Here is a 25,536-nt window from a genome sequence, read left to right as displayed (position 1 = left end):
GGGATCAGGTTAACCAGCGCAACTTAATTCACCCTTAATTATTTCAAGCGGTTGCGCAGTTTTTTCAATCCGTCACGCGCGGGGAATTTCATGCTGGAGGCTCACTTCAAAGGAGACTCGGCATGAAACGGTTAGTGAGTTGGATCTACGCCCCTGCATTCCTGCTGGGGTTTCTCGGTTACGGGCTTTGGCAGCCGGACAGCTTGATTCTGCTGTTCGTGATTGCGGTCGTGGTGTCATTCCTGGCAGAACAATGGTTGCCCTATGAACCGCAGTGGAATCGCAGCCTGGGCGATCGTCGGCGCGATACGTTGCACGCCCTGGTCAACGAAAGCCTGAACGCTGTGGGCTTGTTGATCCTGCCAGGGCTCACGGCGTTAGTGGCGTTTGAGGGCATTTGGCCGCGTGGCTGGCCGTTGTGGGAGCAACTGCTGATGGCCATTGTGCTGGCCGATGCCGGCATCACCTTGATGCATTACGCCAGCCATCGCGTCCGGCCGCTGTGGCGACTGCATGCGGTGCATCACAGCGTGCAGCGGCTCTATGGTTTCAACGGGTTGATGAAGCATCCGTTGCACCAGGTGCTGGAAGCCACGGCCGGTTTGCTACCGTTGATCCTGCTGGGCATTCCCTTGGACGTGGCCCAGTTGCTGGCGTTGGCCATTGCCCTGCAATTGCTGCTGCAGCACTCCAATGTGGACATGCGCCTGGGGCCGTTGCGCTGGGTGTTCGCCTGGGCACCGGTGCATCGGTTTCACCATATGAAATATGGCCGCGCCGGGGATGTGAATTTCGGTTTGTTCTTCAACCTGTGGGATTGGCTGCTGGGCACGGCGTATTACCGCGAACGCTATCGCATGGGGCCGGGGGATCTGGGGATTGGCAGTCGTCCGGACTTTCCGGTGGACTATGGGGCGCAGTTGCGTGATCCCTTCAAGGCGGTTGGCTTCAGCAAGGAGCCGTCACTGCCGGACGATTTACGTTAACAGTTGAACATCCAGCTGGCGCAATGAGGCGGCTGCCGTGACGCCAAACAGCTGCTTCATGGTTCGCGAAAAATGCGCCGAATCGGCAAACCCCGCACCGTGAGCCGCATCGGTCAGCGTGCCACCGGCAAGCGCCAGTTGCAGGGCGATGCGCAATCGTCGCCACAGCACCAAACGACGCACAGGTAAACCCAGTTGATGGGCGAACAGTCGCTCCAGTTGGCTCAATGACAGGTGCGCGGCTTGGGCCAGGGCCTGGGCTGATACTTTGCCGTCGAGTTGTTGATCCAGTGCGGTGAGGGCGCGCTCCAGACGTGGATCATCCAGGCTGCGCCGAGGGAGTCGGCGCAATGCCTCCAGGGACAGGTCCTGGTGCAGCAAAGGGGCGAGATCAAACACGGCCGGTTCGGCGTACAGCACCGAGACCTCACCTTGAGTCTCAAGAATGGCGTGGGTTTGTCGCGACGGGATAAACAGGCGATGGGCCGTGGTGACCTGGCCATCGAGGCTGATCGTGATCGGTGAACCTTTGGAGGCCATCAACTGATGGGCGTAGTGCGCATGGGGCGCGGTGCGCCCCAGCTCGCCGAGGATCAGGCCGTAGTCACGGCCCAACCATAGGCGGCCTGACCATTCGGCCTTCACTCAGTACTTATAGTCGTGCAGCAGGTCCTGCACGCTGGAGGACGGCCAGCGCTTGTAGAACTTCAGCAGTTCGGCGGCGCGGTTGGTGAAGATGCCATCCACGCCGGCCTTCATCACTTTGTCGAAGTCCACCGGCTCGTCCACGGTGTAGACGTGCACCAGCAGGCCCTTGTCGTGGGTCAGCTTGTTCATTTCCGGTTTGACCAGGTCCGAATAGCTCTGGTCGCCGTGGTCTGTCAGCTCAGCCGAGGGACCGGTGCCGATGGCGCCGAGGCTCTTGGCTTCGTCGACCCACTTTTCGAACTCGGCCGCGTCTTTCGGCTCTTGCTTGGCGTAGTAGGCGGCCTTGGTGGTTTCGCCGGATTCAGCAAATGTCTGCTTGTTCTTCGGCTCGATGCTGCCTTCACCCACCCACAGCAACAGGATCTTCGGGGTGTTGGGCATTTCTTTCTGCAGCTCTTTCAGGCTCGCCACTTCGAAAGTTTGCAGCACCACGCGACCCTTGCCCTGGCCGACGCCGGTGTTGCTCTTGCCCAGCTTGGAGCCGGCGGAGCTCAGCCAGCCTTTGTCGAGCAGCTTGTTCTTGAGGTCAGCTTCGATGCCCGGGAATTGCTTGGGCTCCTTGGTTTCGATGTACAGGCCGGGTTTGTGCTGTGGGTTGCCTTCGGCGATCTTGATGATGTCGTCCAGGCTCTGGATTTTCAGGCCGACGAAACCTGGACGTGCGCGGTCCGGGTAGGCGGCGTTGAACCAACTGCCGGCGTCGAGGGTTTGCAGTTCTTTCCAGGTGAACTCGTTGGCCGGGGCGTCCTTGCGATCAGGGAACTTGGTGGCCACGTCGGTGGTGCGCTGCAGGTTGTTGTCGTGCAGGGCGAACAGCACGCCGTCCTTGCTGCGCTGCAGGTCCATTTCCAGGTAGTCGGCACCCAGGTCGCGGGCGATCTTGTAGGCGGCAGCGGTGGACTCCGGTGCATCGTAGGACGCGCCACGGTGGGCGATCACGGCCGGGTACGGAATGCCTTCATTGGTTGCCAATTCAGCCGGGCTGATCGGATCGGCAGCCTGCGCTTGGCCAAGGCCGAGCATCAGAGCGAGCAGCAGGGCGCTCTTGGTAAACGTGACAGGCATATGCGAAGTCCTTTCGTGGAGGTAGCTTTGAGAAGGCCTCCTTTTTAACAATTGATTGCGAAAGGCGCTATCACCAAACCGACATTAACGTGCGCAGGCTTCAATTTTCTCGGATTTTTTGCCTGGCATTGCAGTATTCTTGCCCGAAGCTGCCCCATTAGAGGGCGGTACTTTCCGCCACGCGTGTAAACCATCTTTCCAGTCCCTGTGGGACTTTTCAGTGAGGTTTACCATGCGCATCACCTCCGAGCTTATCTGCCAGGCCGCCGACCAACTCCACGGTTTTGTTGGCCTCAACCGCAAGACAGGCCAGTACATCGTGCGTTTCAGCGAAGACTCCTTCGGCATGGACGTGGCCGATGACGGCATCATTCCCACCGCCGAATTCGTCTGGCTACCGGCCCCGGAGCAGACCATGACGCTGTCCCGCGAGCGCATCCAGTTGCTGCTGGACCAGAACATCGACGAGCGCATCAACATCACCGAGCCGTTGCGGGTGTATATGCGCCGGGTGGAGATTGCGCAGATCAGTGCGTTGCGCAGTCTGGTGAGCTAGCTCGCTTCAAAACTGTAGGCCCGTTCGACTTTGCATACCCGGGTCTGGAAGGCCGAGTACCAAGTGGCGCGCCCCTGTTCGCGCACCGCCTGGTGCTCGGCCTGCTGCTTCCAGGCCAGGATGGCCGCTTCGCTTTCCCAGTACGACACGGTGATGCCCAGACCGTCTTCCCGTGCGGACTCCACGCCGATGAACCCCGGTTGTTCACGCGCCAGTTCCAGCATGCGACTGGCCGCCTGGCCGTAGCCTTGATCGCCTTCGGTGCGCAACGAGCTGAAGATCACCGCATAGTAGGGCGGCGAAGGTGTGCGGGCGATCATGCGGACACCGCCTGACAAGCTTTGAGCAGGGCCATCGCCAAGGGCGGGGTAATACCTTGCAGCGCGGCGCGTTCGGGTTGGAAGAGGGTGGCGACGAAGAACGGGTGGTCGAGCAGTTCCACCGCGCGCAGGTCGCCGGTCGAATCATGGCCGCTGGGGATCAGGTCGCCTTCGAGCAAGGCATCGAGGAATTCGGGGTTCACGCCGTAACGGCAGCGATAACCTTCCTGCACATCCAGGGTGTCATAGGCCTCGGCGATCCGGGTGTAGGGCGCCAGGCGCACGCTGTCGGTGGCCTCCACCAGGGCACAGCTCAGTGGCGCGATCACGGCGCGCTTGGCCTGCGGCGCGAGTTCGCCATGCTCGGCATCCTTCCAGCCGAGGACATTGCGTGCGTATTCCAGCACGGCATGCTGAAAACCGCCGCACGTGCCGAGGAACGGTCGGCGTTGCTCGCGGGCAAACCGGATCGCCCGCATTGCGCCGTCAGTGTCGCGGTAAGGGCTGGCGGGGACGCACCAGAAACCGTCGAATTCATGCAGTGATTGGGGCAGGTTATCGGTGTCGAGCCACTGCACGTGAACCCTCAGGCCGAGGGTCTCGGCCGCCTGTTGCAGCGCCACGGGGATGGCCTGGTGGGCGATGACATCGGGGTTGTAATCGCCGATCAGGGCGAGGTGCAGAGGCGTGGTTTTCATCGTGTACATCCCATGGCTTGTGGTGTCCTGAGGCGCACTATAGATTGGCGTTCACGCAATCAATATTGGCGTTTTAGCACATGCTCAATGCAGTCACGCACTATTCAATTGACTACCCCGACTTATCGCTGATCCTCGCCCTGGTGCGCGGCGGCACACTCGCACGGGCGGCCGCGTTGTTGCGGGTGGACGTGTCCACGGTGTTCCGCGCGGTGCGGCGCCTGGAGGCGGCGCTGGGCCAGACGTTGTTCGAAAAAAGCCGCGCCGGCTACCTGCCCACCAGCCTGGCGAGCAACCTGGCGCAGCAGGCGGAACGCGCCGAGCAAGCGCTGGAGGCCGCGCGCATTGGTGTGGAGCAAGGTGGTGAGGTGATCAGCGGCACGGTGCGCCTGACCTGTACCGATTCTGTGCTGCAAGGCTTGCTGTTGCCGGCCCTGGCGCAATTCATGCCGCAGTACCCGGCGTTGATCCTGGAACTGAGTACGTCGAATGACTTCGCCAACCTCAGCCGCCGCGACGCGGATATCGCGCTGCGCCTGACTCGCACGCCGCCGGAGCATCTAGTGGGCCGGCGCCTGAGCAATGTGGCGTATCGGGTGTGCGCCAGTCCGGGTTTCGCCCAACAACACCAAGGCCGCGAGCTGGCAGACCTGCCATGGATCGCCCCGGATGACTTCCTGCCCGACCACCCCACGGTAGCCTGGCGCCGCGAGCACCTGCCCGGCGTGCGTCCCAGCTATCGCTGCAATAGCATGTTGTCGGTGACCGAACTGGTGCGTGCAGGGTTGGGGGTGGCGGCGTTGCCGGACTTTCTAGTCGGGGACCGCCTGCAACCACTGGGCCCCGCATTGGCGGGGCACGATACGGCGTTATGGTTGCTCACGCGCCCCGATTGTCGGGCGCTGCGCTCGGTGGTGACACTGTTTGACGAGCTGGGGCGACACCTGCGGTTGCCTTAGGTTTTTCGCACAAAATGCTCGTGCATTTCGCTAGTCAGGCTTTCGATATGCTCTGTCAGTTGCTTGGTCATTTCCGTCAGTCGGGTGTTCTGCTCCAGCAGCTCCAGCAACTGTTTGGTGGTCTGCGCGGCCTGGGCCTGGCGCTCGGTGTTGGCAATCGCCAGCGCTTCGCGGTGCTGGGCGTCGGCGTCTGACTGCGCTTTGTCGCGAGCGGCCTGACGCGTCTGGGCCAGCAGGATCAGCGGCGCGGCATAGGCCGATTGCAGGCTGAAGGCCAGGTTGAGCAGGATAAACGGGTACACGTCGAAATGCGTGACGCCGGTCATGTTCAGCACCACCCACAACACGACGATGGCGGTTTGCGCGCCGAGGAAGGTGGGCGTGCCGAAGAAACGGGCGAACGCTTCGGCCTTGAGGGCAAAGGTGTCATTGCCGAAGGTTGGCGCCAAGTGGGCATGGGGACGATGGAAGCGCAGGTGGTCGACGGCGGCGGTTTCGGTCTTTTCTGGGGTCATGGCGGGCTCGGATCGTTTGCTTGAAGACAAGCAAGCACTATAGACCGAGCCCCCAGCGCCCCGTATGAAGATCGGGTCAGTTGCCACCGCGCTCATTGGCGAATGCACTCACCGCCTGCACGGCCTCGCTGGTGCCTTCGCGGATCTGCAGGATTACCGTGCCCGCGCGGTTTGCCAGGTCGACCCCTTGCGCGGCGCGGTCGCGGGTGCCGTCCATACTGTGGATGGCCTGGCGGGTCTCCTCCTGAATCATCGCGATCATGCTGGAAATTTCCGCCGTTGAACCGCTGGTGCGGGCCGCCAATTGCCGTACTTCATCGGCCACCACGGCAAACCCGCGACCTTGCTCGCCGGCACGCGCCGCCTCGATGGCGGCGTTGAGGGCCAGCAGGTTGGTCTGGTCGGCGATGCCGCGAATGGTATTGACGATGGCGGTGATCTGCTGCGAGCGCTCGCCCAGCTTGGCGATCAGCTGTGAGGAGCCGTCGATGTCCGCCGCAATGTCGCGCATGCCACTGGCGGTTTGCTGGATCACTTCGGCGCCTTTTTCGGCGATGTCCCGGGTGTTCAGGGAGATGTGGTACGCCTGGGCCGCGCTGGCGGCGTCGGCGGTATGTTGTTGCACCATGGCGGTCACGTCCGAGGCGAACTTCACCACTTTGCACAGGCGTCCGCCGGCGTCGTACACCGGGTTGTAGTTCGCTTCGAGCCACACGGCCTGACCGTTCTTATCCACCCGTTCGAACTGGCCGCTGAACATTTCGCCCTGGTTCAGGCGCTTCCAGAAGTCGCTGTAGGTCGAGCTGCTGGCCACGGCCGCGCTGCAGAACATGCGGTGATGCTGGCCCTGGATCTGCGCCAGGGTGTAACCCATGCGCTGCAGGAAGTTGGCGTTGGCCGTGATAATGGTGCCGTCGAGGTTGAACTCGATCACTGCCATGGCGCGGCCGATGGCGGCCAGTTTGGCATTGGCTTCGCTTTCGGCCTGCAGGCGCGGCGTGACGTCCATGGCGTACTTCACCACTTTGATGACTTGACCTGCTTCGTCACGCACCGGGTTGTAGCTGGCCTCCAGCCAAACCGACTGGCCATCGCCCGCCACCCGTTCAAAGGTGCCGGACTGGAACTGGCCATTACGCAGGTTCGACCACAGCTGGTTGTACTCGGCGCTGCGGGCGAATGCGGGGGTGCAGAACATACGGTGGGACTGGCTCTCGATCTGCTCGGCGCGGTAGCCCATGGTCTGGAGGAAGTTGGCATTGGCTCGCAGCACAGTGCCGGACAGGTCGAATTCGATCACCGCCATGGAGCGCTCGATGGCATCCAGCAGGCTGGCCTGTTGGGCGATGGTGTGTTGCAGGGCGTTGATGGTTTTTTTATGGGCTTTAAATAGCATGTTCGGGGGCTCGGGCAAGCAAGCTTCTGGGTTTCCTTGGATATGCGCCTGCCCCCGTAAGGCATTCGCTATACGGTTGACTTGCTCATTGTCAGCTTCCTTGTACCGACAGCGGGGGTGGAACAACGGGTTCAGAGTGATCAGCCTGGCAAGAAGTTCGCCTCAGGGGCAGGACCTTTTTTGGGTAGCCGACAAGTGGTGGCATTATGCTTTCTCTTGGCGTGCAGGCATGAGGACTCAGACGAGGACTCGTAGGACAACCTCAGGCGGAATGAGCGATCACTGCTTCGCTGATGTTGACACGGTTACGCCCGGTGTCCTTGGCGGCATACAGCGCGCGATCCGCCGCATTCAGCCACATGGCGGCGTCGGTAAAGAAGGGCTGGAAATCAGCCAGGCCGATGCTCAGGCTCACGCGCAATTCAGGGATCTGCGGGTTGCGGTAATTGCTGAAGGTCTCGCGCATGCGTTCCATCACCTGTGCCGCCTCTTCCAGCGGAACTTGCGGAAGAATCACACAGAATTCATCGCCACCGTAACGCCCGGCCAGGTCGTTTTCACGCAAGTTGCGTCGCAACTCCAGGCTCAGTTGACGCAGGACCGCGTCGCCGACGATGTGGCCGTGGGTGTCGTTGATCTGCTTGAAGTGATCGATATCGATCAACGCGATGGTGGCATGGCTTTGCTGCTGTTGGCACTTATGAAATTTAAGGTGCAGCAAGTCTTTCCATGAGCCGTGGTTCAGCAGACCGGTGAGGCTGTCGGTTCGGCTGAGGGCGCTGAGTGCGCGTTTGTGTTCCGACAACTTAATCGCCAACTGATAGCAAACCGTGCCGATGGCCATGGGGTAGAGCGTCAGCATCGGCAGGCAGGTGTAGACCTGTGTGAGGCTGACGTTGGGGTTGAATTTGATGCCGAAAAACGCACAGGCGACCCCGACACCGGCCACTTGCGCCAGCAGCCCACGCAGGAACAGCCGCTTGCCGCCCGCCGCCACGTTGTTCATGGTCATCATGGAAAGGATGGTAACGGTTGTCAGTGGTGTGAACTGCGTGGCGGCGGCCCAGAACCCGCCGAACAATGAGTCGTACAGCAGATTGCGTTGCTCAGCCTGGTAGGGGAATTGCGAGCGCGCTGAGAGTTGGTAGGCCACATGTGCCCAGGCGAAACCGTTGAACAACAGGAATGCCCAGACCCACCCCGGCATTGCGAGCGGATAAAGAGCGCCTGTGACACTGATGCAGCCAATGCCCAAGCCGATAATCCTTGGCTTGTAGATACGTCTGGCAAATGAAAGCCCTTTGCCTCGTCTGTTTTCCATAAATTCCTGGAGCCGTTTTTTCTGCAGGTGCGGCAAAGTGCGTCAGCGGGTTGAACCGTTGATCGGATAATAATTGTGAATATTGTCAGTTATTCGCGTGGGAATAATCAGTGTCCTTCCAAGCCATTTGCTCAGGACAGCGTGCGAATACGTCAAAAACGACCTGGAATGTCGTTCACACAACAGGTTTTTACGGCTGCCGGGGCGACGTGACTTCGTAGCCGGCCAGGAACAGGTCGATAGCCGATTCGATCACACAGGCCTGACTGGCGGCGTCCAGGACTGGTTGGCCCAGGGTAATCTGCGGCCAGAATGCAAACGCCTTGAGCAGGCTCTGGATCTGGTGGGCGGCAAATGCCGGGTCGCTGCAATTGAGCCGGCCATCGTCCTGGGCGGCGCGTACCCATTGGGTAAAACCTTCTTCGCGCTTGCTCAGGCGGGTGACCATGTCTTGCGCGCGCTCCGGCGAATGGATGGTGGCGGCGATGGCGACCCGGGCCAGGTCGAGGAAATTGGCATCCGCCATCATCTTCATCTTCGCTTCCAGCAAGCCGCGCAATTGTTCGCGCAGCGGGCGGTCGCTGGCGTAGCTGACGTCGAGCTGCGCAACGCTGCTGGCCCAGAGTTGATGGAGAATTTCGGCGAACAACTCTTCTTTGCTGGGGAAGTGGTTGTACACCGTGCGCTTGGAAACGCCGGCGGTGGCGGCGATCTTGTCCATGCTGGTCACCTCGAAACCGTTTTCGCGAAATTCAGCGATGGCCGCGGCCACGATGGCTTCGCGTTTACGGTCGGTAAGGCGTTGAGGGGCAGTCATGGAGGGCGCTCGGTTCGTCAAGGAAAGTTACACTCTGTAGTTTACTTGCTGTGTATTTTGTTGCAATCTTGAAACTACACTGTGCAGTGTAATTCAAGAGCGGTCTGTAGGAGTCACCTGTAAATGGCCACGATTTCGTCCCGCGTTGATTCTTCGCCGGCAGCGCCCAAGCAAGACCAAGGGCACTTCAGCAACGATGCACCCGTGCAGCAGGGTGGCTTCGGCAAGACCTTGCGTATTTTTTGGAACATGCTGTTCAACAAGCCGCGCACCACGCGGCCGGTAGGACAGATTCCGGTGCAGCCGCTGACCCGCGAGCAGTTGCTGGCGGCGCCGGATCACAGCGTATTCCGTCTCGGGCATTCCACCGTTTTACTGAAAATGCGCGGCAAATTCTGGGTGACCGACCCGGTGTTCGCCGAGCGTGCGTCGCCGTTCAGTTGGGCCGGCCCCAAGCGTTTCCACCAACCGCCCATCAGTCTTGAAGAGCTGCCGCCGTTAGAAGCGGTGATTCTTTCCCACAACCATTACGACCACCTGGACCGCAAGGCTGTCGTCCAATTGGCCAATAAGACCCGCTACTTTCTCGCGCCGCTGGGCGTCGGGGATATCCTGGTGAAATGGGGCGTGGACGCCAGCAAAGTGCGGCAACTGGATTGGTGGCAGGGCACCGAAGTGGATGGCATCCGGTTTGTCGCCACACCAGCGCAGCATTTTTCCGGGCGGGGCCTGTTTGATGCCAACCAGACCTTGTGGTGTTCCTGGGTGATGATCGATGGTGCTCGACGGATTTTTTTCAGCGGCGATACCGGTTACTTCGACGGTTTTAAACGTATCGGCGAACAGTACGGCCCGTTTGACCTGACGCTGATGGAAACGGGTGCTTACAACGTCGATTGGCCGCACGTGCACATGCAACCTGAGCAAACCCTGCAAGCGCATATCGACCTCAAAGGCCGCTGGTTGCTGCCGATTCACAACGGCACCTTCGACTTGGCGTTCCATGCATGGCATGAACCGTTCGACCGCATTATGGCCCTGGCCTGGGAGCGTAACGTGTTTATCACCACACCGCAGATGGGGCAGGCGTTCAGCTTGCACCAGCCTGACCGAGGGTATGCGTGGTGGCTGGAGGTAGAAACCCAAGGTGCAGAGGAGCGCCTCGCCAACTGAAGTAAGAGGCGTCGGAAAAAGGAGTTTTCAAGCTGTTTCAGAGCTGCGACAGACGCCAGCCAAGGGTGCGATGATCCCCGGAAAGTCATTTCTCGGGGGCGGATTTTATGGACGGTAGATGTCAGAAATATTGGCATGCAGGTATGACTTGCCCGACGGGCCAACCTGCTCCTGTTCTCGCTGAACGTTCAGGCCTGGCGACGATAGCCAACAATCATGCGAGCCCTAAAGGGATCGATTTCGGCGTCGAGCCCCTGGCTCGTGAAAACCCTGGGCGAAGCGTCCCCGTTCCAGGATATGACGTTCCGAGTCTTCCCCTGAAACCCTTGCGGGACCCATCGCTTTCATTGATTGCGTTGAGTGGAGTCGATCCTTCCGGGCCGGTGATGGTTGAAGTCCCCCTAGTAGAAAACAACACGGCCTTCACGGCGGATCACGCGCTGGGCGGCAGGCGCGTGGGGTTTGCCGAGCGGTTTGTAGATGACCACGAACATGAGCGGATCGAGCACAACTCATCCTTTCTGAGAGCCTTGGACATATTGCGTCGATCCGGAGCTGAGCTGATACCGGTGGCTGCCCACCGGGCCAATCACACCCTTCACACCCGCAACGAAATCGATGAGCTGGTGCGTGCATTCCGACTGGATGCCCTGGTATCCGACAGCCGCAGCAGCGCCTTCCACAGCGCGTGCTGGAGTGGCTACCCAGGGTTTGGCACGCCGCTCGAGGGTGGCGCGACGCTGTGGTTCTACGGTGCACGATGGGCGAAGGATTGGCTGCCGGCTTTGGTGCAGGGGTATCAAAACGGACGCCGACTGATGGACCGGCAGGACGAGCCACCCGCAGCGCTGAACTATCCCACACGGTGAGTCGCCCGCGTCGCGCAGCCAATGAGGAGTGGAGTTTTTAGACTGGCCACGGATCAACATTGGTCCTTCTTCATCTCTTACTCCTCAAGAGGTCTTATGTTAGGTATCGCATCTGTAGGGATCGCATATGGCATGGGCTCCATGGTCCGGCAAGTCGTACAGTCCTTCGCTGGAGGCTACTTACCCGTTGCTTCAAAACCCTTGCCCGCCGGTACTGAGTACCTCAGTGTCAACGAGCTAAGCAGGCAAATGGCCCTCCCGGGCGGGCTTACTTCGGCCGATCTGGTCACTCATCTGCAGGAGCGGATTCGCAGGCTGGATCCGCAACTGAGCGCTGTCATTGAGCTCAACCCCAAGGCGCTTGAAACCGCACGTGAGCTGGACCGTGAACGGTCCAGCGGCAACGTGCGCGGGCCGCTGCATGGCATTCCCATCTTGCTCAAGGACACGATCGAAACCGAAGGTATGCAAACCAGTGCAGGCGCGTTTGGGTTGGTCGGTGCAACGGCCGGTAAGAACGCCCCGTTGGTGGACTACCTGATCAAGCAGGGCGCAGTGATCCTCGGTAAAACCAATATGACTGAAATGGCTGGGTTCCGTGGGGGGGCCGATGGCTGGAGTAGTCGAGGCGGGCAAACCCGTAACCCTCATCAAGCGGATGCCGACGTGGGAGGTTCCAGTTCCGGTTCCGCCGCAGCGGTTGCTGCTGGCTTCGCGCCTTTGGCGGTGGGTGCGGAAACCAATGGCTCGATCATTGTGCCGGCAGCACGCAACGGTATTGTCGGGTTCAAGCCTACTGTTGGGCTGCTGGACCGTAACGGGATTATTCCGGCGAGCCATCACCAGGACACACCGGGCCCGATGACGCGTTCGGTGTTTGATGCTGCGTTGATGCTCAATGCCATGTCAGGCAGTGATCCTAAGGACCCGGCAAGTGTAGGAGCGCCCCAAGGTATCGATTACACGCAGTTGCTGGTACCGGGGGCCTTGAAAGGCAAGCGTATCGGCTACCCTGCCACGTTCTCCAAAGATGGCGAAACCCTATCAGTGGAGAACAGCCCGCAGTTCAATCGGACACTGGACGTGCTTCGCGAGCAAGGCGCGGTGTTGGTGCCGGTCAACCTGCGCCTGGCCGATACCTCACGCTACGACGAACTGTTGCTCTCGGATGTGAAGGAAGAGCTGAACACCTACCTGGGCAAGCGCTCGGGGTTGCCGGTCAGGTCGCTGACTGAACTGATCCGGTTCAACGATTTACGTGACGGCAGTGAGACGGATCATCAAGCTGTGCTAAAGGAGATCGGCGCCTCAACGCTGACGCCAGAGGAACGCAAGCCACTGTGGGACGCGCTGATCCAGGATTTCAGAAGCACGATCGATGGCCCGATCAAGGCAGAAAACCTGGACGCGATGGTGTCGGATTTCGACACCAACAGTTACTTCGGTGTCGCAGCGGCCGGCTATCCGGGAATTGCCGTACCGTCTGGCGTCGATGAGGAGGGCCTACCCACCAGTGCCCACTTCTTCGGTACCCAATGGGCCGAACCCATCTTGCTGGCAGTGGCCCATGGGTATGAGCAGGCAGCTCAGGTAGCGGTTAAACCGGAACTTTGACGCCGTAACGTGCCGCTGGGGAGCGATGTGACAGGTTGGGCCCCAGGGCCAGGCGTGCTGTTTCATAGGCATCCCAGTCCAGGCGGTCGGGCAATGAGGGGATTGTCACCTTCTCACCCTGGGCAAGGCCTGCCAGCGCGGCATCCACCAGATTTTCCGTGGTCATGACGATGGTGTCGGGGAGGTTGTTCACTGGTAGTCCCGCGACATTCCAGAACTCGGTGGCGGTGGCGCCGGGCAGCACCACTTGAACACTGACACCTTTGTCGCTCAGTTCATGGTCGAGGGATTCGCTGAACGCCTGCACAAAGGCCTTGGTGCCGCTGTACACACCATTCAACAACTTAGGCGCGAGCGCGACGATTGAGCCGATGTTGATCAGGGTGCCACGACCCTGGGCAACGAAATTGGTCGCGGCAGCTTTTGCCAGGCGAGTGAGCGCGAGGACATTGAGCAAGATCATGGCGTCCATCTTGTCCGCGTCCGAGGCCAGCAGTGACGCCGTTGCACCGACGCCGGCGTTGTTCACCAGCAGGCTGATGCGGCTGTCTTCAAGCAGAATCTGTTCAATGCGCGACAGGTCGGCAGGCAAGTTGAGGTCGGCCGCCACCGTCTGGATGTCCCGTTGGGTCTCGGCTTTCAGTCGGGCCGCGAGTTGGTCCAGTCGTTGCTGGTTGCGTGCCACCAGAATCAGGTCGTAACCCTGGTTAGCCAGGCGGTCGGCATACACAGCGCCAATCCCGGACGAAGCGCCAGTGATCAGGGCGAAACCTTTGGATTGAGTCATTGCAGTTGCTCCAGAAGGGCCGGGGAAGGGCGGCCTTGTTGGAACCAAGATTATGGGTGTAATGTATTGGCTGCAATGTCGTATATCCCTCCTTTTGGGACGTGAGGTCTCGCCATGGTATCTATTGGTATTCTGCTGTTTCCCGGGTTCCAGATGCTCAGCCTGGGCACCAGTACCGTGTTCGAATTTGCCAACTTTGAGTTGGACCAGCCGTTTTATCGCGTGGACCTGTTATCGGAACACGGTGGGCCAATCAAAAGCTCCATGGGCTTCGCCATCGATACCGTGCCCTTCGGCCAACAGCACTACGACACATTGCTGGTGGTGGGAGACAACGAATTGCTGAAAGCCACGCCCGGGATGCTGACCTACTTGCAGCAAGCCATGTTTACCTCGCGTCGCGTGACATCGGCCTGCACCGGCTCCTTTTATCTGGCCGCCGCGGGGTTGCTGGAGGGCCGCAAAGCGACGACCCATTGGTACCACGCCCACACGTTTCGCCAGGCCTACCCGAATGTACGGCTGGAGGAAGACCGGATCTTCACCGTCGATGGTCCGCTCTGGACCTCCGCCGGCCTGACCGCCGCCCTCGACCTGGCCCTGGCACTGGTCGAGCATGACCTGGGTGTTGAGGTTGCACGCGCAGTGGCGCGTAAATTGGTGGTCTACCATCGCCGCGCAGGTGGCCAGTCGCAATTCTCCGCACTGCTGGAAATCGCCCCCAAATCCGACCGCGTGCAAACCGCATTGGTCTACGCCCGACAACACTTGCAGGCCGATCTCTCAGTAGAGCAGTTGGCTGAAGTCGCCCACTTGAGCCCACGCCAATTCAGCCGATTGTTCCGTGCCGAAACCGGCCAGTCACCCGCCAAGGCTATCGAGCGGTTGCGCATCGAGGCAGCCCGCCTGTTGCTTGAGTCTGGCGATCACTCCATCGATATCATCGCCCGCGAGACCGGCTTCGGCGACCCGGAGCGCATGCGCCGCGCCTTCCTAAGGGCCTTTGGCCAACCGCCGCAAATGATGCGTCGGGCGCTGCAACTGCAGGCTTGAAGCTCTATGTACCGCTAGGTTCAAGTGGTGCCGACGTTGCCCCTATCAAGCGAGAGAGGATGCCTTGCGCCACAGGCTCCGGTTCTTCGGTGTCGAACCGGCGCACACTCATCCCCCATCCCGGCGCAAACCCTGGGAAGAACACCAACCCTTCAGCTTCCAACCGAAACGCCAAGGCCAGGCGGGTTTCATCACCCACGTCATATTGGTTTTCAAACTGTTGAACCGCCTCAACCGCCACTCCGGCCTGGTGAGCCAGGTCTTCCCGGCTCCAGCCCAAGATCGCGCGGGCCTGCACGCTGTGCTTGGCGGTGAATTGATGCAGGACGATCTGCTGTTCTACGAAAGAGCTCATTGCCAGAGAGGACATGGGTTTTCTCCAGGTTCGACGGGGGAGGGCAAACTATACTGTGTTTTTGTACAGTTGTTTTGACCGCTCATCAACTGGATTCTCGAACATCCACTATTCCACCCCTGGCGCCTCCCGAATGATCAGGTGGTCGAGGTTCTCGATGTTCGCGCTGAATACCCCAAACGTCTGCTCGGGATTCCTTTTGCTCGGCACCTGTTGCAGCTTCGGCGTCACCCCGTAGAAGAAGCAGTACAACGCTCGCTCACTGTCTACTGCTGCCTTGATCTGCTCTAAAAACGCTTTGCGCTTGCGATAGTTCTCTATGAGCTTTTTGCTCAGGTAGACGTTGACCGAGTAGGGCTTCTTGTCGAGCCACACTTTCTTTTCGAAATCGATGCGAAAGCTACTGGTGTAGTCTTTGATTTCTTTGATCTTGCCCCAGTAGATCAGGCCCTTGTTGTCTTGCAGGTATTCGATCTTCTTGAAAAACGTCCAGTAGCTCGCGGTGTGGTCACCGATCTTCAACGGCATGGACTTGAGCTTGTCCTTGTCGTCGATGTTGGACACGAAACATTCCACCGGGTGGGCGAACACGCTGGTTTTGTCTGGAGTGCTGTCGTTGGGGCTATGGGATACAGAGCTTCGGTTTGAAGGCACTTTCAGTGGATCGTATGGGACGTTTCCCTCTGTACTCACAACTGGTGTCTTGCGTTCGTACTGACGAGGGGTGAGGACAAACTCCGATGGGAAATTGTCCTCACGCTCGTCGTCATTTTCATCTGTCGCGGTTTTATGGCTACTGGTGTAACGACAACCCTCTATATGCCGGGTGCTGGTCTTGTTCTTGAAATGCGGCGTGCGCAGGTAATTGACGTTTTTGGCGTTGAAGGTGCTCAGTGCGTTGCTGGTATCAAACGCCGCACGACATTCATCATTAGGGCAGAGGAAGCTGTCCTCGTCTGAGTCGAAGTCGGTTGTTTCGTCGAAATTCAGGTCTCGTACGTCGTAGATCGACAACTTGTCATCGAGACTCAGGCTGTAGGCCGTGTCGAATTTCATCGGGCTCGGGTCCGTGAGAGGTTTCGCTATTAATAGCGGGATCCAGCGCAAATATCAGCAAGAACCTGCAACCCTTCGCCCGCTCAAGAAACACAGCGTTCCACCGACCGCAGTCAGTGCCCCCAATGCATAGAACATGCTGGCCGGCGCCGCATTGATCAGCAGATAGCCGCAAATCACCGGGCTCATCGCCCCTCCAAACGCGGCCAGGTTCTGCGCGCCGTAGTAACTGCCGCGCAGTGCATCCGGCGCGATGGTGTCGATAAACAGGAACTCGGAGGGGTAGATGATCATCTCGCCGAGGGTGAATACGAACATCGCCAGGCACCAGGTGAGCAGGCTGTCCGCGAGGCTGAAACCGATCAGTCCGGCGATGAACAGCAGCGTGCCGAGCACAATCCAGTAGCGCAGTTGTTCACGCTTCAGAAAGCGGCCGATCTGGTACTGCATCAGAATTACGGTAATGGCATTGCACGCCAGCACCGCAGACAGAATCTTCAGCGCCTCTGCGGGCTTGTAGGCCACCAGCAAGAACTGCGACAGATACAGGGTGTAGCGCCCATGGACAATGGTGCTCAGCAAGCTGCCGCTGGTGAACAGGATGAGTGTGCGGTCGCTGCGCAACGTGCGCAGGGTGGTGAGAAAACTCAAGGGCTTGTTGCTGTCATCCCGTTGGGTGGGCGGAATGCCGATCATCAGGAACAGGCTGCCAAAGGCGATCGCACTGGCAATCAGGAACGGTGCCAGTTGCATGTGGCCGGCGATCACCACGCCGACCATCGGGCCTGTGGCGTAGCCGACGTTGGTCAGGGTGTAGCGCAGGGAAAACACCTTGGCACGGTCACCCACCGGCAGGTTCTCGCTGATGATGGCTTTTGAGCCAATCAGGAACAGCGCCGACGCCGCTTCGGTGATGACCAGGGTCAGGGTGGTGAGGTAGAGGTTGCTGGCAAAAGTCAGCAACAGAAAACCGATGGAGCTGGAGAGCATGGCCAGGATCAGCAGCTTGCGCTTTTCCAGGCGGTCGATGATGTAGCCGCCGTACAGGCCCAGCAAGGTCGCGATAAAGACGGCAATGCCCATCAGCAGGCCGATGTCCTGCTGGTTCAGGCCAAGGCGGGTACTCAGCAACAGGGCCAGCAACGGGCTGGTCATGGCGCGGCTGACCACGATGGTCACCGAGCAGATCATCAGGCGGCGGATTACTAGGGAGTAGGTGGCCACGGTGGGGCAGATGTCCTTATTCGATCAAGTGCACACATTCCGTGTAGGAGCCGGCTTGCCGGCGATGGCGTCCGTAAACTCGCTATCGCCGGCAAGCCGGCTCCTACAAGGTTGTGGGTTACTGGCCGGCGTTGATGGAGATTTTTTCTACGGCGCCTTGCTCCAGGTCCCACTTTTTCAGGATCTTGCCGTAGGTGCCGTCATCAATCATGCCCTGCAACGCTTCACTGATCGCCGTGACCAATTCCGTGTTGCTCTTGTCAATCCCAAGCCCCGTGAATTGCTTGGAAATCGCCAGGCCCACCGGCTTGTACTTGCCCTTGTCCAGCGACATCAAGTAGGGAATGGTCTCGCTGCCCTGCATCGCGGCATCCAGGCGATTCTGCTGCAACTGCGCCCGCGCATCCGCCGAACCTTCGGTGCCGATCACCACGATCGCCGGCTTACCCGCCGCCTCGCAGTTTTCCTTGCTCCATGCGGCAATTTCCGACGGCCAGGTGGTACGGCGGCTGGTGCCGACTTTTTTACCGCACAGGTCAGTCAATTCCTTGAGGTCTTCACGCTTGGCCAGTGTGTAGAGCTGCGGGCCGCTGGTGAAGTAGTCGATGAAGGTCACGGCCTTCTGGCGTTCGGCGGTGTCGGACATGCCCGACAGCACGATGTCCACGCGCTTGGTGGTCAAGCCGCTGAGCATCTGCTCGAAGCCGGTTTCCTGCCACTTGATCTTCACGCCCAGGCGCTCGGCCAGGGCGTTGCCCAGGTCAAAGTCCAGGCCGGTGATCTTGTTGGTGGCCGGGTCCTTGAAATCCATCGGCGGATAGTTCGGCACGATGGCCGCGCTGATCTCGCCCTTGTCCTTGATTGTCGCCGGCAATGCCGCGAAAACAGCGGAGGAGGCCATCAGGCCTGCGAGCAACGTTGGGATAAACAATTTTTTCATGGGGGCGTTCTCGTTTGTTTTTTAGTTAAGTGCGAACGGCAGAAATAAAGCTTTGGGTACGCGGGTTTTGTGGGCTTATTAGAATTTCTTCCGGGCTGCCGGCTTCCACAATCTGGCCGGCATCCATAAACACCATGCGGTTGGAGACTTCACGGGCAAAGCCCAACTCATGGGTGACCACGATCATGGTCATGCCGGTGGTGGCCAGATCGCGCATCACCGACAGCACTTCGCCTACCAGCTCCGGGTCGAGGGCTGACGTGGGCTCGTCGAATAACATCAACTTGGGGCGCATGGCCAACGCGCGGGCAATCGCTACCCGCTGTTGCTGGCCGCCGGACAATTCCACTGGGTAGGCATTGCGCTTGTCCGCCAGACCGACGCGGGCCAGCAGCTCCAGCGCGTCTTCGATGGCTTCCTTGGGCGAGCGCTTGAGCACCTGGCAGGGGCCTTCGATGATGTTCTGCAATACGGTCATGTGCGGGAACAAATTGAAGCGCTGGAACACCATGCCGGTGGCCAGGCGCTGGCGGGCGATCTGCGATTCGTTCATCTCATGCAGCTTGTTGCCGACGACGCGGTAACCCACCAGTTCGCCGTCGACCCACAGCCCGCCCTTGTCGATTTTTTCCAGTTGGTTGACGCAACGCAGCAGGGTGCTTTTACCGGACCCCGACGGGCCGATGATGCACATCACTTCGCCTTGCTCGACCTCGATATTGATGTCGCGCAGCGCGTGATACTGGTCGTAATACTTGTTCAGGTTGACGGCCTTGACGATGCTTCTCATGGGGCAAATCTCCTCAACCCAGACTTACGAACGCTTGCCGGCGCCGCGGGCAAAACGACGCTCGAGGCGGCTTTGACCAAATGAAAGAACAGTCACCACCGCCAGGTACCAGATGCCGGCCACGATCAGCAGCTCCATGACCCGCGCGTTGGCGTAGTAAATGTTTTGCGCGTTGTGCAGCAGCTCCGAGTACTGGATCACACTGGCCAGGCTGGTCATTTTCACCATGCTGATGAACTCGTTGCCTACAGGCGGAATGATCACTCGCATCGCCTGCGGGAGAATGATCCTACGCAACGCCTGCAGGCTCGGCATGCCGATGGACTTGGCGGCTTCATACTGGCCGGTATCGACCGACAACAGGCCGGCGCGCACCACCTCGGCGGTGTAGGCGCCCTGGTTGATGCTCAAACCGAGCAGGGCGGCCACGAACGGCGTCATCAGGTCGACGGTGTCGATGCTGAACAGGCCGGGAATCGCGATCACTGGGAAAATCAACGCCAGGTTGAACCAGAGCAGCAGTTGCAAAATCAGCGGCGTGCCGCGAAACAGCCAGGTGTAGGTGATGGCCACATAACGCAGGATCGGGTTGGCCGACATGCGCATGATCGCCGTGATCACCCCGATCACCACACCCAGTGCCATCGCCAAAATCGACATGACAATGGTGTTCACCAAGCCCCAGAGGATGGCCTCAGACGTGAGGAACTGACCAATGTAGGACCATTCGATCTGGCCGTTGGCAAACGCACGCAACAGCGCGGCCAACACGATCACGATCAAGGTGGCAAAAAACATCCGCCCGTAATAACGACGCGGCACGTGTTCGTACTGCGTGATATCGAACTGGTTCTCGGACAACTTGCGCTCGGCTTCCAAGCGCTCTGCCGGGGTTTGGTTCATGGTGAATCTCCAAAACTTACAACGCTCTAACTACTGTACGCGGTCCAAATGTGGGAGCTGGTTTGCCTGCGAAGACGCCAGCCCGAACACCGCAGATTTAAATCCGGAACCCCTGATAACTCTCTGCCCACTGCTGTTGAGCCGCTAATGCGGACTTCAACCGCCCAATCTGCTCCCGAACCCGCTCCGGCGCCGTCCCACCCCACCCACTGCGCGCCGCAATCGCCGCTTCCAGTGTCAGGCAGTCGCGCACTTCGGGTGTGAGCCGAGCATCCACCTCCGCCAACATCGCCGGCGAGGCTTCCCACAACTCAATCTCATGCTTCTCACAGGCCTGTACCAGCGCGCCGGTGATCTCATGGGCCTCTTTGAACGGCACACCACGGGTCGCCAACCAATCCGCCACCTCGGTCGCCAAGGTAAAGCCCATCGGCGCCTGACGCCGCAGCTCTTCCACTTGCACCTTCATGGTCGCAACCATTCCCGCCATCGCCGGCAACACCAGCAGCAACGTATCCACACTGTCCAACACGCTGTGCTTGTCTTCACTCAAATCACGGTTGTACGACAGCGGCAGCGACTTGAGCGTCGACATCAACCCGGTCAGGTTGCCAATCAAGCGCCCAGCCTTGCCCCGCGCCAATTCGGCAATGTCCGGGTTCTTTTTCTGCGGCATGATCGAACTGCCAGTGGCGTAGGCATCATCCAGCACCACCCAGCGAAATTGCCGCGACGACCACAGGCAAAACTCCTCGGACAGACGCGAAATATTCACCCCGAGCATGCCCGCCACAAACAGAAACTCCGCCACATGGTCACGGCTGGCGACGGCGTCGATGGAGTTTTCGCACGGCCCGGTGTAGCCCATTTCCTTGGCCGAATGCTCCGGCTGGCGCGCAATCGCAGAACCCGCCATCGCGGCAGCGCCCAAAGGCGACAAGGCCGTGCGCGCATCCCAATCCACCAGACGTTGCACATCCCTCAACATCGACTGCGCGTGAGCCAGCAAGTGGTGAGCGAACACAATCGGTTGCGCCTGCTGCAAATGGGTAAAGCCGGGGCAGATGCTCTCGATATGCTGCTCGGCCTGCTCCACCAACGCCTGCTGCAAACCCAGCACCTCGGTGGTGATGGTGCGCGCATGGTCACGTAGGAAAAGACGTAGATCGTTGGCGGTCTGGTCATTACGCGAACGCCCGGCGCGCAACTTGCCGCCCAAGGCGCCCAGGCGCTCGGTCAATACGCGTTCGATAAAGGTGTGTACGTCCTCGTCATCCAGGGTCGGGTGCAAGCGGCCGGCGGCGAAGTCATGGCCGATCTGGTCCAGGGCTTCGAGGGTGCGCAGGGTCTCCGACTCATCGAGCAACCCGGCGCGCTGCAACTCACGGGCATGGGCACGGGAGCCGGCCAGGTCGTAGGGCGTCAGGCGAAAATAGCGCTCGGGGCAACGCGACAACGCGGCCAGTGCAGCAGACGGGCCGGTCTTGAAACGAGCGCCCCAAAGGCGGTCGGTGGGCTGGGACATGGGTATTCCTCACGCTTGTTTTTAGAAGAGTCGGAGGCAGTAAAAATAAGGTTTCAACTAGACTGAATCAGCGTCTGACGCGCCGTATTCAAGGTTGCCAAGGGCGGATGTTTATGTTCATTATCGCCGCCTGGCTATGTTCAAGGACTGGGTTGAAGCCTGTTGAATATGGCACTTGAGGTCAACGCGTATTATGGAAACTCCACTTTCCACTTCTGGAAACCTGCCGCCAAAACCCGGCACAAGACCGCCCCTGCAGTTGAGCGGGCTGGACTTCAAATTGCTGCGCGTGTTCATGGCCGTGGTCGAAGCGGGCGGCTTCAGTGCCGCGCAAAACGAGCTGAACGTGGGGCTCGCGGCCATCAGCAAACAAATCTCCGACCTCGAGATTCGCATCGGCATGCGTCTGTGCACACGGGGCAGGGAAGGGTTCGGGCTGACCGAAGAAGGCAAGTTGGTGTATCAGGCATCCATCGAGTTATTTACCTCGGTGGACAGTTTTCGCGACAAGCTTAGTTCGGCGCAAAACGAGCTTATTGGCGACCTTAGTGTGGGCGTTATTGATAACACCGTCTCCGATGTTAATTCCCCGCTAATTGCCGCGTTGGGGAAATTACATAGCGAATCGCCAAAGATTAGATTGCGCCTACACGCCTCGCAACTGGACGAAGTTGAGCGCGGCGTGGTGGAGGGACGCTTGATCGTAGGCATCGTGCCGGTGTACCAGCGCCGCGAAGAATTCGATTATTTTCCGCTGTATGAAGAAAAGGCCCACGCCTACTGTGCCGTAGGACACCCACTCTTCGACGCGAACGACATCACGCCCGAGGTCTTGCGACAATACGAAGGGGTGAACCATCGGTATGCGATCCACCGCGACAAGGCCAACTTCGTCAACTATGACAGCCAGTCCGCGTCGGCCTCACAAGTCGAAGCCGTCGCGATCCTGATCCTTACTGGCCGTTTCCTCGGCTTCTTGCCCGAACACTACGCTATGCCCTTGGTAAGAGAAGGGCGCCTGCGCGCACTGTGCCCGGAGCACGTTCACCTGAGCACCGCCTTCAACCTCATCCTGCGCCACAACGCCCCGCGCAGCCCGATGGTAAAAGCCTTCGCCACAGCCCTGGGCGTAGACCTCAAAGCCTCTGTCTGATCAACCTGTGGTGAGCGGGCTTGCCCGCGCTGGGCTGCGCAGCAGTCCCAATAAAAACGCCGCATGCTGTCAGACAGAATGCGGCGTTTGGTTTTAGGGCCGCTACGCGCCCCAGCGCGGGGCAAGCCCGCTCACTACAATGGTCAGCGCAGCACTTTCGCCCGCTTCTTCTTCGCATGAAAATGCCGAAAATGCGCATCCTGCGCCGCCGCCAACAACTCCCGATCCCCACGCGTATCGCCCCAGGCCCGCAGCCGATATTCGCCCAAATCCCCATACACCGCTTCAAGTCGCAGCACCTTGTTCTCACAGCGGCAGTTGTTCCCAGTGAGCTTACCGGTCAACACCCCGTCGACCACCTCCAGCTCAGTCCCAATCAACTTGATCCCGAGCCGATTCGCAAACGGCTGCAACACCAACGCCGGTGACGCCGAACACAGCGTGACCTCTGCTCCGGAGCCCAACTCCTGCTCCACCGAAAGCACCCCCGCCGGCCGCATCAACCGCGCCCAGTTGCGCTGGCAATACTCCTCGGCCTTCTGCTGCACCCACGTCTTCTGCACCCCAGTCATAAAGGTGCGGATCAACTGCGCCTTCAACTCATCCCGGCTGATCTGCCGCACCAGAAAGCGCAGCCCCGGCACCGCCAGCTTGACCATCCGGCCATAGAACTCACCGGGGCCAAAGGCAAACTTGAGGAAGGGCACGAAACTGTCGTGGTGGGTCAGGGTGCCGTCGAAGTCAAAGACGGAAAGTACTTTGGCGTCAGCGGGGCCGGCTTCGAGCATGTCTGGGTTCACGGGTTGGCCTCGGTCCTATCTACTGTTTTTTGAGTGTGCATCAGGTGTGACAGCGGGAGTTTACTCCCGTGCCAATCTTCCGACTTTGGCGTAAAGCCCTTCGGTGAAGGCATCCCGGTCACTCGACCGGTGACAACGCTGATGGCAATTGGGGCACAAGGCTACAGCATTGGTGATGCGATCCGAACCCTTCCGGGCGAGGTGGTCAGCTTGATGTGCTTCAAGAAGTGGCCATTCACCGGGCATAAAAAAGCCCTGAACGTGTCAGGGCTTAATGGGGTTGATGGGCTTAGGCATCAATCCCAGCTCAGCGCGCCGCCAGTCTGGTACTCGATCACACGGGTCTCGAAGAAGTTCTTCTCTTTCTTCAAGTCCATGATCTCGCTCATCCACGGGAACGGGTTGGTGGTGCCTGGATACTCTTCCTTCAAGCCAATCTGCGACAGACGACGGTTGGCGATGAACTTGAGGTAGTCCTCCATCATCGCCGCGTTCATGCCCAGCACACCGCGTGGCATGGTGTCGCGCGCGTATTCGATCTCCAGCTGAGTCCCTTGCAGGATCATCTGGGTCGCTTCTTCCTTCATCTCGGCATCCCACAGGTGTGGGTTTTCGATTTTGATCTGGTTGATCACGTCGATACCGAAGTTCAGGTGCATCGACTCGTCACGCAGGATGTACTGGAACTGCTCGGCGACGCCGGTCATTTTGTTGCGACGGCCCATGGACAGGATCTGGGTGAAGCCGCAGTAGAAGAAGATGCCTTCCAGGACGCAGTAGTAGGCGACCAGGTTGCGCAGCAGCTCTTTGTCGGTCTCGACGGTGCCGGTTTCGAACTTCGGATCGGAGATCGAACGGGTGTACTTCAGGCCCCAGGCGGCTTTTTTCGCGACCGATGGGATCTCGTGGTACATGTTGAAGATCTCGCCTTCATCCATGGCCAACGATTCGATGCAGTATTGGTAGGCGTGGGTGTGGATCGCTTCTTCGAAGGCCTGGCGCAGGATGTACTGGCGGCACTCCGGGTTGGTGATCAGACGGTACACGGCCAGCACCAGGTTATTGGCGACCAGGGAGTCGGCGGTGGAGAAGAAGCCCAGGTTGCGCATGACGATGCGACGCTCGTCGTCGGTCAGGCCTTCAGGGTTTTTCCACAGCGCGATGTCGGCGGTCATGTTGACCTCTTGCGGCATCCAGTGGTTGGCGCAGCCGTCGAGGTACTTCTGCCAGGCCCAGTCGTACTTGAAGGGTACGAGCTGGTTGAGGTCGGCGCGGCAGTTGATCATGCGCTTTTCGTCAACGGCGACACGGGCGGCGGAGCCTTCCAGCTCGGCGAGGCCTTCGGCGACGTCGAGTTTGTCGAGGGCGGCCTTGGCGCGCACGATGGCGGCGGAGTCACTGGCGGTGACGGCGCGGGCTTCGAGGGCCGCTTTGGCGCCATCACCGTCGAGGCGGTCCATGTTGGCTTCGGTAGCGTGGCCAGCGTTGGCGCCTTTAGCGGCAACTTCGCCTTCTTCTTCTTTGTCGAATTCGTCCCAGCTCAGCATGACGTGTCGTCTCCTGCGTGAGGGCTCAAAGGTGCCCGTGTGAAACCGGATGGTTGGGTGTTCACACGGCCCTGAGGCCGCGGTGGATCTTAAGGAATCGTTTGTTGCAGCTAGCGCACGCATTAAACGGAATAGGGTTACGGGTGCTCTGCGTGAGGCTTGAGGTGCGGAGCGGTAGGTGCTTGCTCCAGCGGGATGCCTCAGGTCTGGCTCTTCATCCCAGCGTAAAGGGATATTGCAGGCCCGATTTACCCGCGCATTATAGGGAAAAAATCGGCTTTGTGTTGTGGCGGATGCTCACGGATCGCAGACAAAAAGCCTACTTTTCAAGCCAAGACGCGGGTTTGCTGGGGTTGGTCGGAGGGACGAGCGGCAGGATTTTTTTCGAGGGGGCGCAGCGAGGGGC

25 protein-coding genes and 3 pseudogenes are annotated in these 25,536 nt (G+C 59.6%); 8 read left to right on the top strand and 20 right to left on the bottom strand.

The window, feature by feature from the left end:
- The first annotated feature begins 122 nt into the window (after positions 1-122).
- Positions 123-986, top strand: coding sequence for a sterol desaturase family protein (locus RB216_RS22845; protein WP_308907933.1), 864 nt, complete (start codon positions 123-125; stop codon positions 984-986).
- Here the strand turns inward: RB216_RS22845 and RB216_RS22840 are convergent.
- Together RB216_RS22840 and RB216_RS22835 are read right to left on the bottom strand one after the other, a co-directional pair.
- The gene (locus tag RB216_RS22840; protein ID WP_068932327.1) at positions 978-1,631 is read right to left on the bottom strand and encodes a helix-turn-helix domain-containing protein; all 654 of its coding nucleotides are present in this window, start codon (positions 1,629-1,631) and stop codon (positions 978-980) included. The two genes, RB216_RS22845 and RB216_RS22840, sit on opposite strands and share 9 nt — an antisense overlap.
- Positions 1,632-2,759: a glycerophosphodiester phosphodiesterase family protein gene (locus RB216_RS22835; protein ID WP_028617645.1), complete on the bottom strand. Its 1,128-nt coding sequence runs from the start codon at positions 2,757-2,759 to the stop codon at positions 1,632-1,634.
- Between the two features lie 232 nt (positions 2,760-2,991).
- Between RB216_RS22835 and RB216_RS22830 the strand changes: the two genes are divergently transcribed.
- Positions 2,992-3,315 (top strand): DUF2025 family protein, encoded by a 324-nt coding sequence (locus tag RB216_RS22830; protein ID WP_028617644.1) that lies wholly within the window; start codon positions 2,992-2,994, stop codon positions 3,313-3,315.
- Here RB216_RS22830 and RB216_RS22825 read toward each other — a convergent pair.
- Positions 3,312-3,635 carry an antibiotic biosynthesis monooxygenase family protein gene (locus RB216_RS22825; protein ID WP_028617643.1) on the bottom strand — a complete coding sequence of 108 codons (324 nt, stop codon included), beginning with the start codon at positions 3,633-3,635 and terminating at the stop codon, positions 3,312-3,314. The genes RB216_RS22830 and RB216_RS22825 overlap by 4 nt on opposite strands.
- Positions 3,632-4,333 carry a CTP synthase C-terminal region-related (seleno)protein gene (locus RB216_RS22820; protein WP_308907932.1) on the bottom strand — a complete coding sequence of 234 codons (702 nt, stop codon included), beginning with the start codon at positions 4,331-4,333 and terminating at the stop codon, positions 3,632-3,634. The genes RB216_RS22825 and RB216_RS22820 overlap by 4 nt, the downstream gene beginning before the upstream one ends.
- 80 nt (positions 4,334-4,413) lie before the next feature.
- Here RB216_RS22820 and RB216_RS22815 point away from each other — a divergent pair, with 80 nt between their 5' ends.
- On the top strand, positions 4,414-5,292 hold the full coding sequence (locus RB216_RS22815; RefSeq protein WP_308907931.1) for a LysR family transcriptional regulator: 879 nt from the start codon (positions 4,414-4,416) through the stop codon (positions 5,290-5,292).
- Here RB216_RS22815 and RB216_RS22810 read toward each other — a convergent pair.
- The 5 genes and pseudogenes from RB216_RS22810 to RB216_RS22795 form a co-directional block, all read right to left on the bottom strand.
- On the bottom strand, positions 5,289-5,807 hold the full coding sequence (locus RB216_RS22810) for a DUF1003 domain-containing protein (RefSeq protein WP_028617640.1): 519 nt from the start codon (positions 5,805-5,807) through the stop codon (positions 5,289-5,291). The genes RB216_RS22815 and RB216_RS22810 overlap by 4 nt on opposite strands.
- Positions 5,808-5,883: 76 nt before the next feature.
- A pseudogene (locus RB216_RS29905) lies at positions 5,884-6,318 on the bottom strand (methyl-accepting chemotaxis protein); the annotation flags it as partial.
- Positions 6,319-6,435: 117 nt separating this feature from the next.
- A pseudogene (locus RB216_RS29900) lies at positions 6,436-7,203 on the bottom strand (PAS domain-containing protein); the annotation flags it as partial.
- A 262-nt stretch (positions 7,204-7,465) separates the two neighbouring features.
- On the bottom strand, positions 7,466-8,524 hold the full coding sequence (locus RB216_RS22800; RefSeq protein ID WP_028617638.1) for a diguanylate cyclase: 1,059 nt from the start codon (positions 8,522-8,524) through the stop codon (positions 7,466-7,468).
- Between the two features lie 190 nt (positions 8,525-8,714).
- On the bottom strand, positions 8,715-9,341 hold the full coding sequence (locus RB216_RS22795; RefSeq protein WP_028617637.1) for a TetR/AcrR family transcriptional regulator: 627 nt from the start codon (positions 9,339-9,341) through the stop codon (positions 8,715-8,717).
- Between the two features lie 123 nt (positions 9,342-9,464).
- Here RB216_RS22795 and RB216_RS22790 point away from each other — a divergent pair, with 123 nt between their 5' ends.
- The 3 genes from RB216_RS22790 (at position 9,465) to RB216_RS22780 (ending at position 12,997) form a co-directional block, all read left to right on the top strand.
- On the top strand, positions 9,465-10,514 hold the full coding sequence (locus RB216_RS22790) for an MBL fold metallo-hydrolase (RefSeq protein WP_122685427.1): 1,050 nt from the start codon (positions 9,465-9,467) through the stop codon (positions 10,512-10,514).
- A gap of 539 nt (positions 10,515-11,053) precedes the next feature.
- A complete protein-coding gene (locus RB216_RS22785; RefSeq protein WP_308907929.1) occupies positions 11,054-11,383 on the top strand; it encodes a hypothetical protein in 330 nt (109 codons plus the stop codon).
- Positions 11,384-11,632: 249 nt separating this feature from the next.
- The gene (locus RB216_RS22780; protein WP_122554756.1) at positions 11,633-12,997 is read left to right on the top strand and encodes an amidase family protein; all 1,365 of its coding nucleotides are present in this window, start codon (positions 11,633-11,635) and stop codon (positions 12,995-12,997) included.
- On the opposite strand, the gene RB216_RS22775 is transcribed toward RB216_RS22780, so the two are convergent.
- Entirely contained in the window at positions 12,981-13,784 is an 804-nt protein-coding gene (locus tag RB216_RS22775; protein WP_028617633.1) for an SDR family NAD(P)-dependent oxidoreductase, read from the bottom strand. The genes RB216_RS22780 and RB216_RS22775 overlap by 17 nt on opposite strands.
- Before the next feature lie 114 nt (positions 13,785-13,898).
- Between RB216_RS22775 and RB216_RS22770 the strand changes: the two genes are divergently transcribed.
- Positions 13,899-14,837, top strand: a complete 939-nt coding sequence (locus RB216_RS22770) for a GlxA family transcriptional regulator (protein WP_028617632.1) — start codon at positions 13,899-13,901, stop codon at positions 14,835-14,837.
- A gap of 4 nt (positions 14,838-14,841) precedes the next feature.
- Here RB216_RS22770 and RB216_RS22765 read toward each other — a convergent pair whose 3' ends face one another.
- The 7 genes from RB216_RS22765 to argH all read right to left on the bottom strand — a co-directional run bounded on the left by RB216_RS22765 (position 14,842) and on the right by argH (position 21,630).
- Positions 14,842-15,207: a helix-turn-helix domain-containing protein gene (locus RB216_RS22765; RefSeq protein WP_028617631.1), complete on the bottom strand. Its 366-nt coding sequence runs from the start codon at positions 15,205-15,207 to the stop codon at positions 14,842-14,844.
- 93 nt (positions 15,208-15,300) lie between these two features.
- On the bottom strand, positions 15,301-16,248 hold the full coding sequence (locus RB216_RS22760; protein ID WP_122685423.1) for a hypothetical protein: 948 nt from the start codon (positions 16,246-16,248) through the stop codon (positions 15,301-15,303).
- Between the two features lie 54 nt (positions 16,249-16,302).
- Complete coding sequence (locus RB216_RS22755) at positions 16,303-17,472, bottom strand: MFS transporter (RefSeq protein ID WP_028617629.1); 1,170 nt, start codon at positions 17,470-17,472, stop codon at positions 16,303-16,305.
- A gap of 118 nt (positions 17,473-17,590) precedes the next feature.
- Positions 17,591-18,412 carry an ABC transporter substrate-binding protein gene (locus RB216_RS22750; RefSeq protein WP_308907928.1) on the bottom strand — a complete coding sequence of 274 codons (822 nt, stop codon included), beginning with the start codon at positions 18,410-18,412 and terminating at the stop codon, positions 17,591-17,593.
- A gap of 25 nt (positions 18,413-18,437) precedes the next feature.
- Positions 18,438-19,202, bottom strand: a complete 765-nt coding sequence (locus RB216_RS22745) for an amino acid ABC transporter ATP-binding protein (protein WP_010208290.1) — start codon at positions 19,200-19,202, stop codon at positions 18,438-18,440.
- A gap of 24 nt (positions 19,203-19,226) precedes the next feature.
- Positions 19,227-20,105, bottom strand: coding sequence for an amino acid ABC transporter permease (locus tag RB216_RS22740; RefSeq protein WP_016979819.1), 879 nt, complete (start codon positions 20,103-20,105; stop codon positions 19,227-19,229).
- A gap of 97 nt (positions 20,106-20,202) precedes the next feature.
- Complete coding sequence (gene argH / locus RB216_RS22735; RefSeq protein WP_078049901.1) at positions 20,203-21,630, bottom strand: argininosuccinate lyase; 1,428 nt, start codon at positions 21,628-21,630, stop codon at positions 20,203-20,205.
- Between the two features lie 193 nt (positions 21,631-21,823).
- On the opposite strand from argH, the gene RB216_RS22730 reads away from it, so the two are divergent.
- Complete coding sequence (locus RB216_RS22730; RefSeq protein ID WP_122685417.1) at positions 21,824-22,783, top strand: LysR family transcriptional regulator; 960 nt, start codon at positions 21,824-21,826, stop codon at positions 22,781-22,783.
- A gap of 143 nt (positions 22,784-22,926) precedes the next feature.
- On the opposite strand, the gene RB216_RS22725 is transcribed toward RB216_RS22730, so the two are convergent.
- From RB216_RS22725 to RB216_RS22715, 3 genes and pseudogenes are all read right to left on the bottom strand, one after another.
- Positions 22,927-23,571 carry an HAD-IB family hydrolase gene (locus RB216_RS22725; protein WP_032864314.1) on the bottom strand — a complete coding sequence of 215 codons (645 nt, stop codon included), beginning with the start codon at positions 23,569-23,571 and terminating at the stop codon, positions 22,927-22,929.
- Between the two features lie 72 nt (positions 23,572-23,643).
- Positions 23,644-23,814 (bottom strand): annotated as a pseudogene (locus tag RB216_RS22720) (HNH endonuclease); the annotation flags it as partial.
- Positions 23,815-23,879: 65 nt separating this feature from the next.
- Entirely contained in the window at positions 23,880-25,130 is a 1,251-nt protein-coding gene (locus tag RB216_RS22715; RefSeq protein WP_016979813.1) for a ribonucleotide-diphosphate reductase subunit beta, read from the bottom strand.
- Between the last annotated feature and the right edge of the window lie 406 nt (positions 25,131-25,536).

Source organism: Pseudomonas canadensis, from assembly GCF_030980095.1.
Classification (GTDB): Bacteria; Pseudomonadota; Gammaproteobacteria; order Pseudomonadales; family Pseudomonadaceae; genus Aquipseudomonas; species Aquipseudomonas canadensis.
The sequence above is the reverse complement of the archived record's forward strand: the minus strand, read 5'-3'. Positions and strand labels throughout refer to the sequence as shown.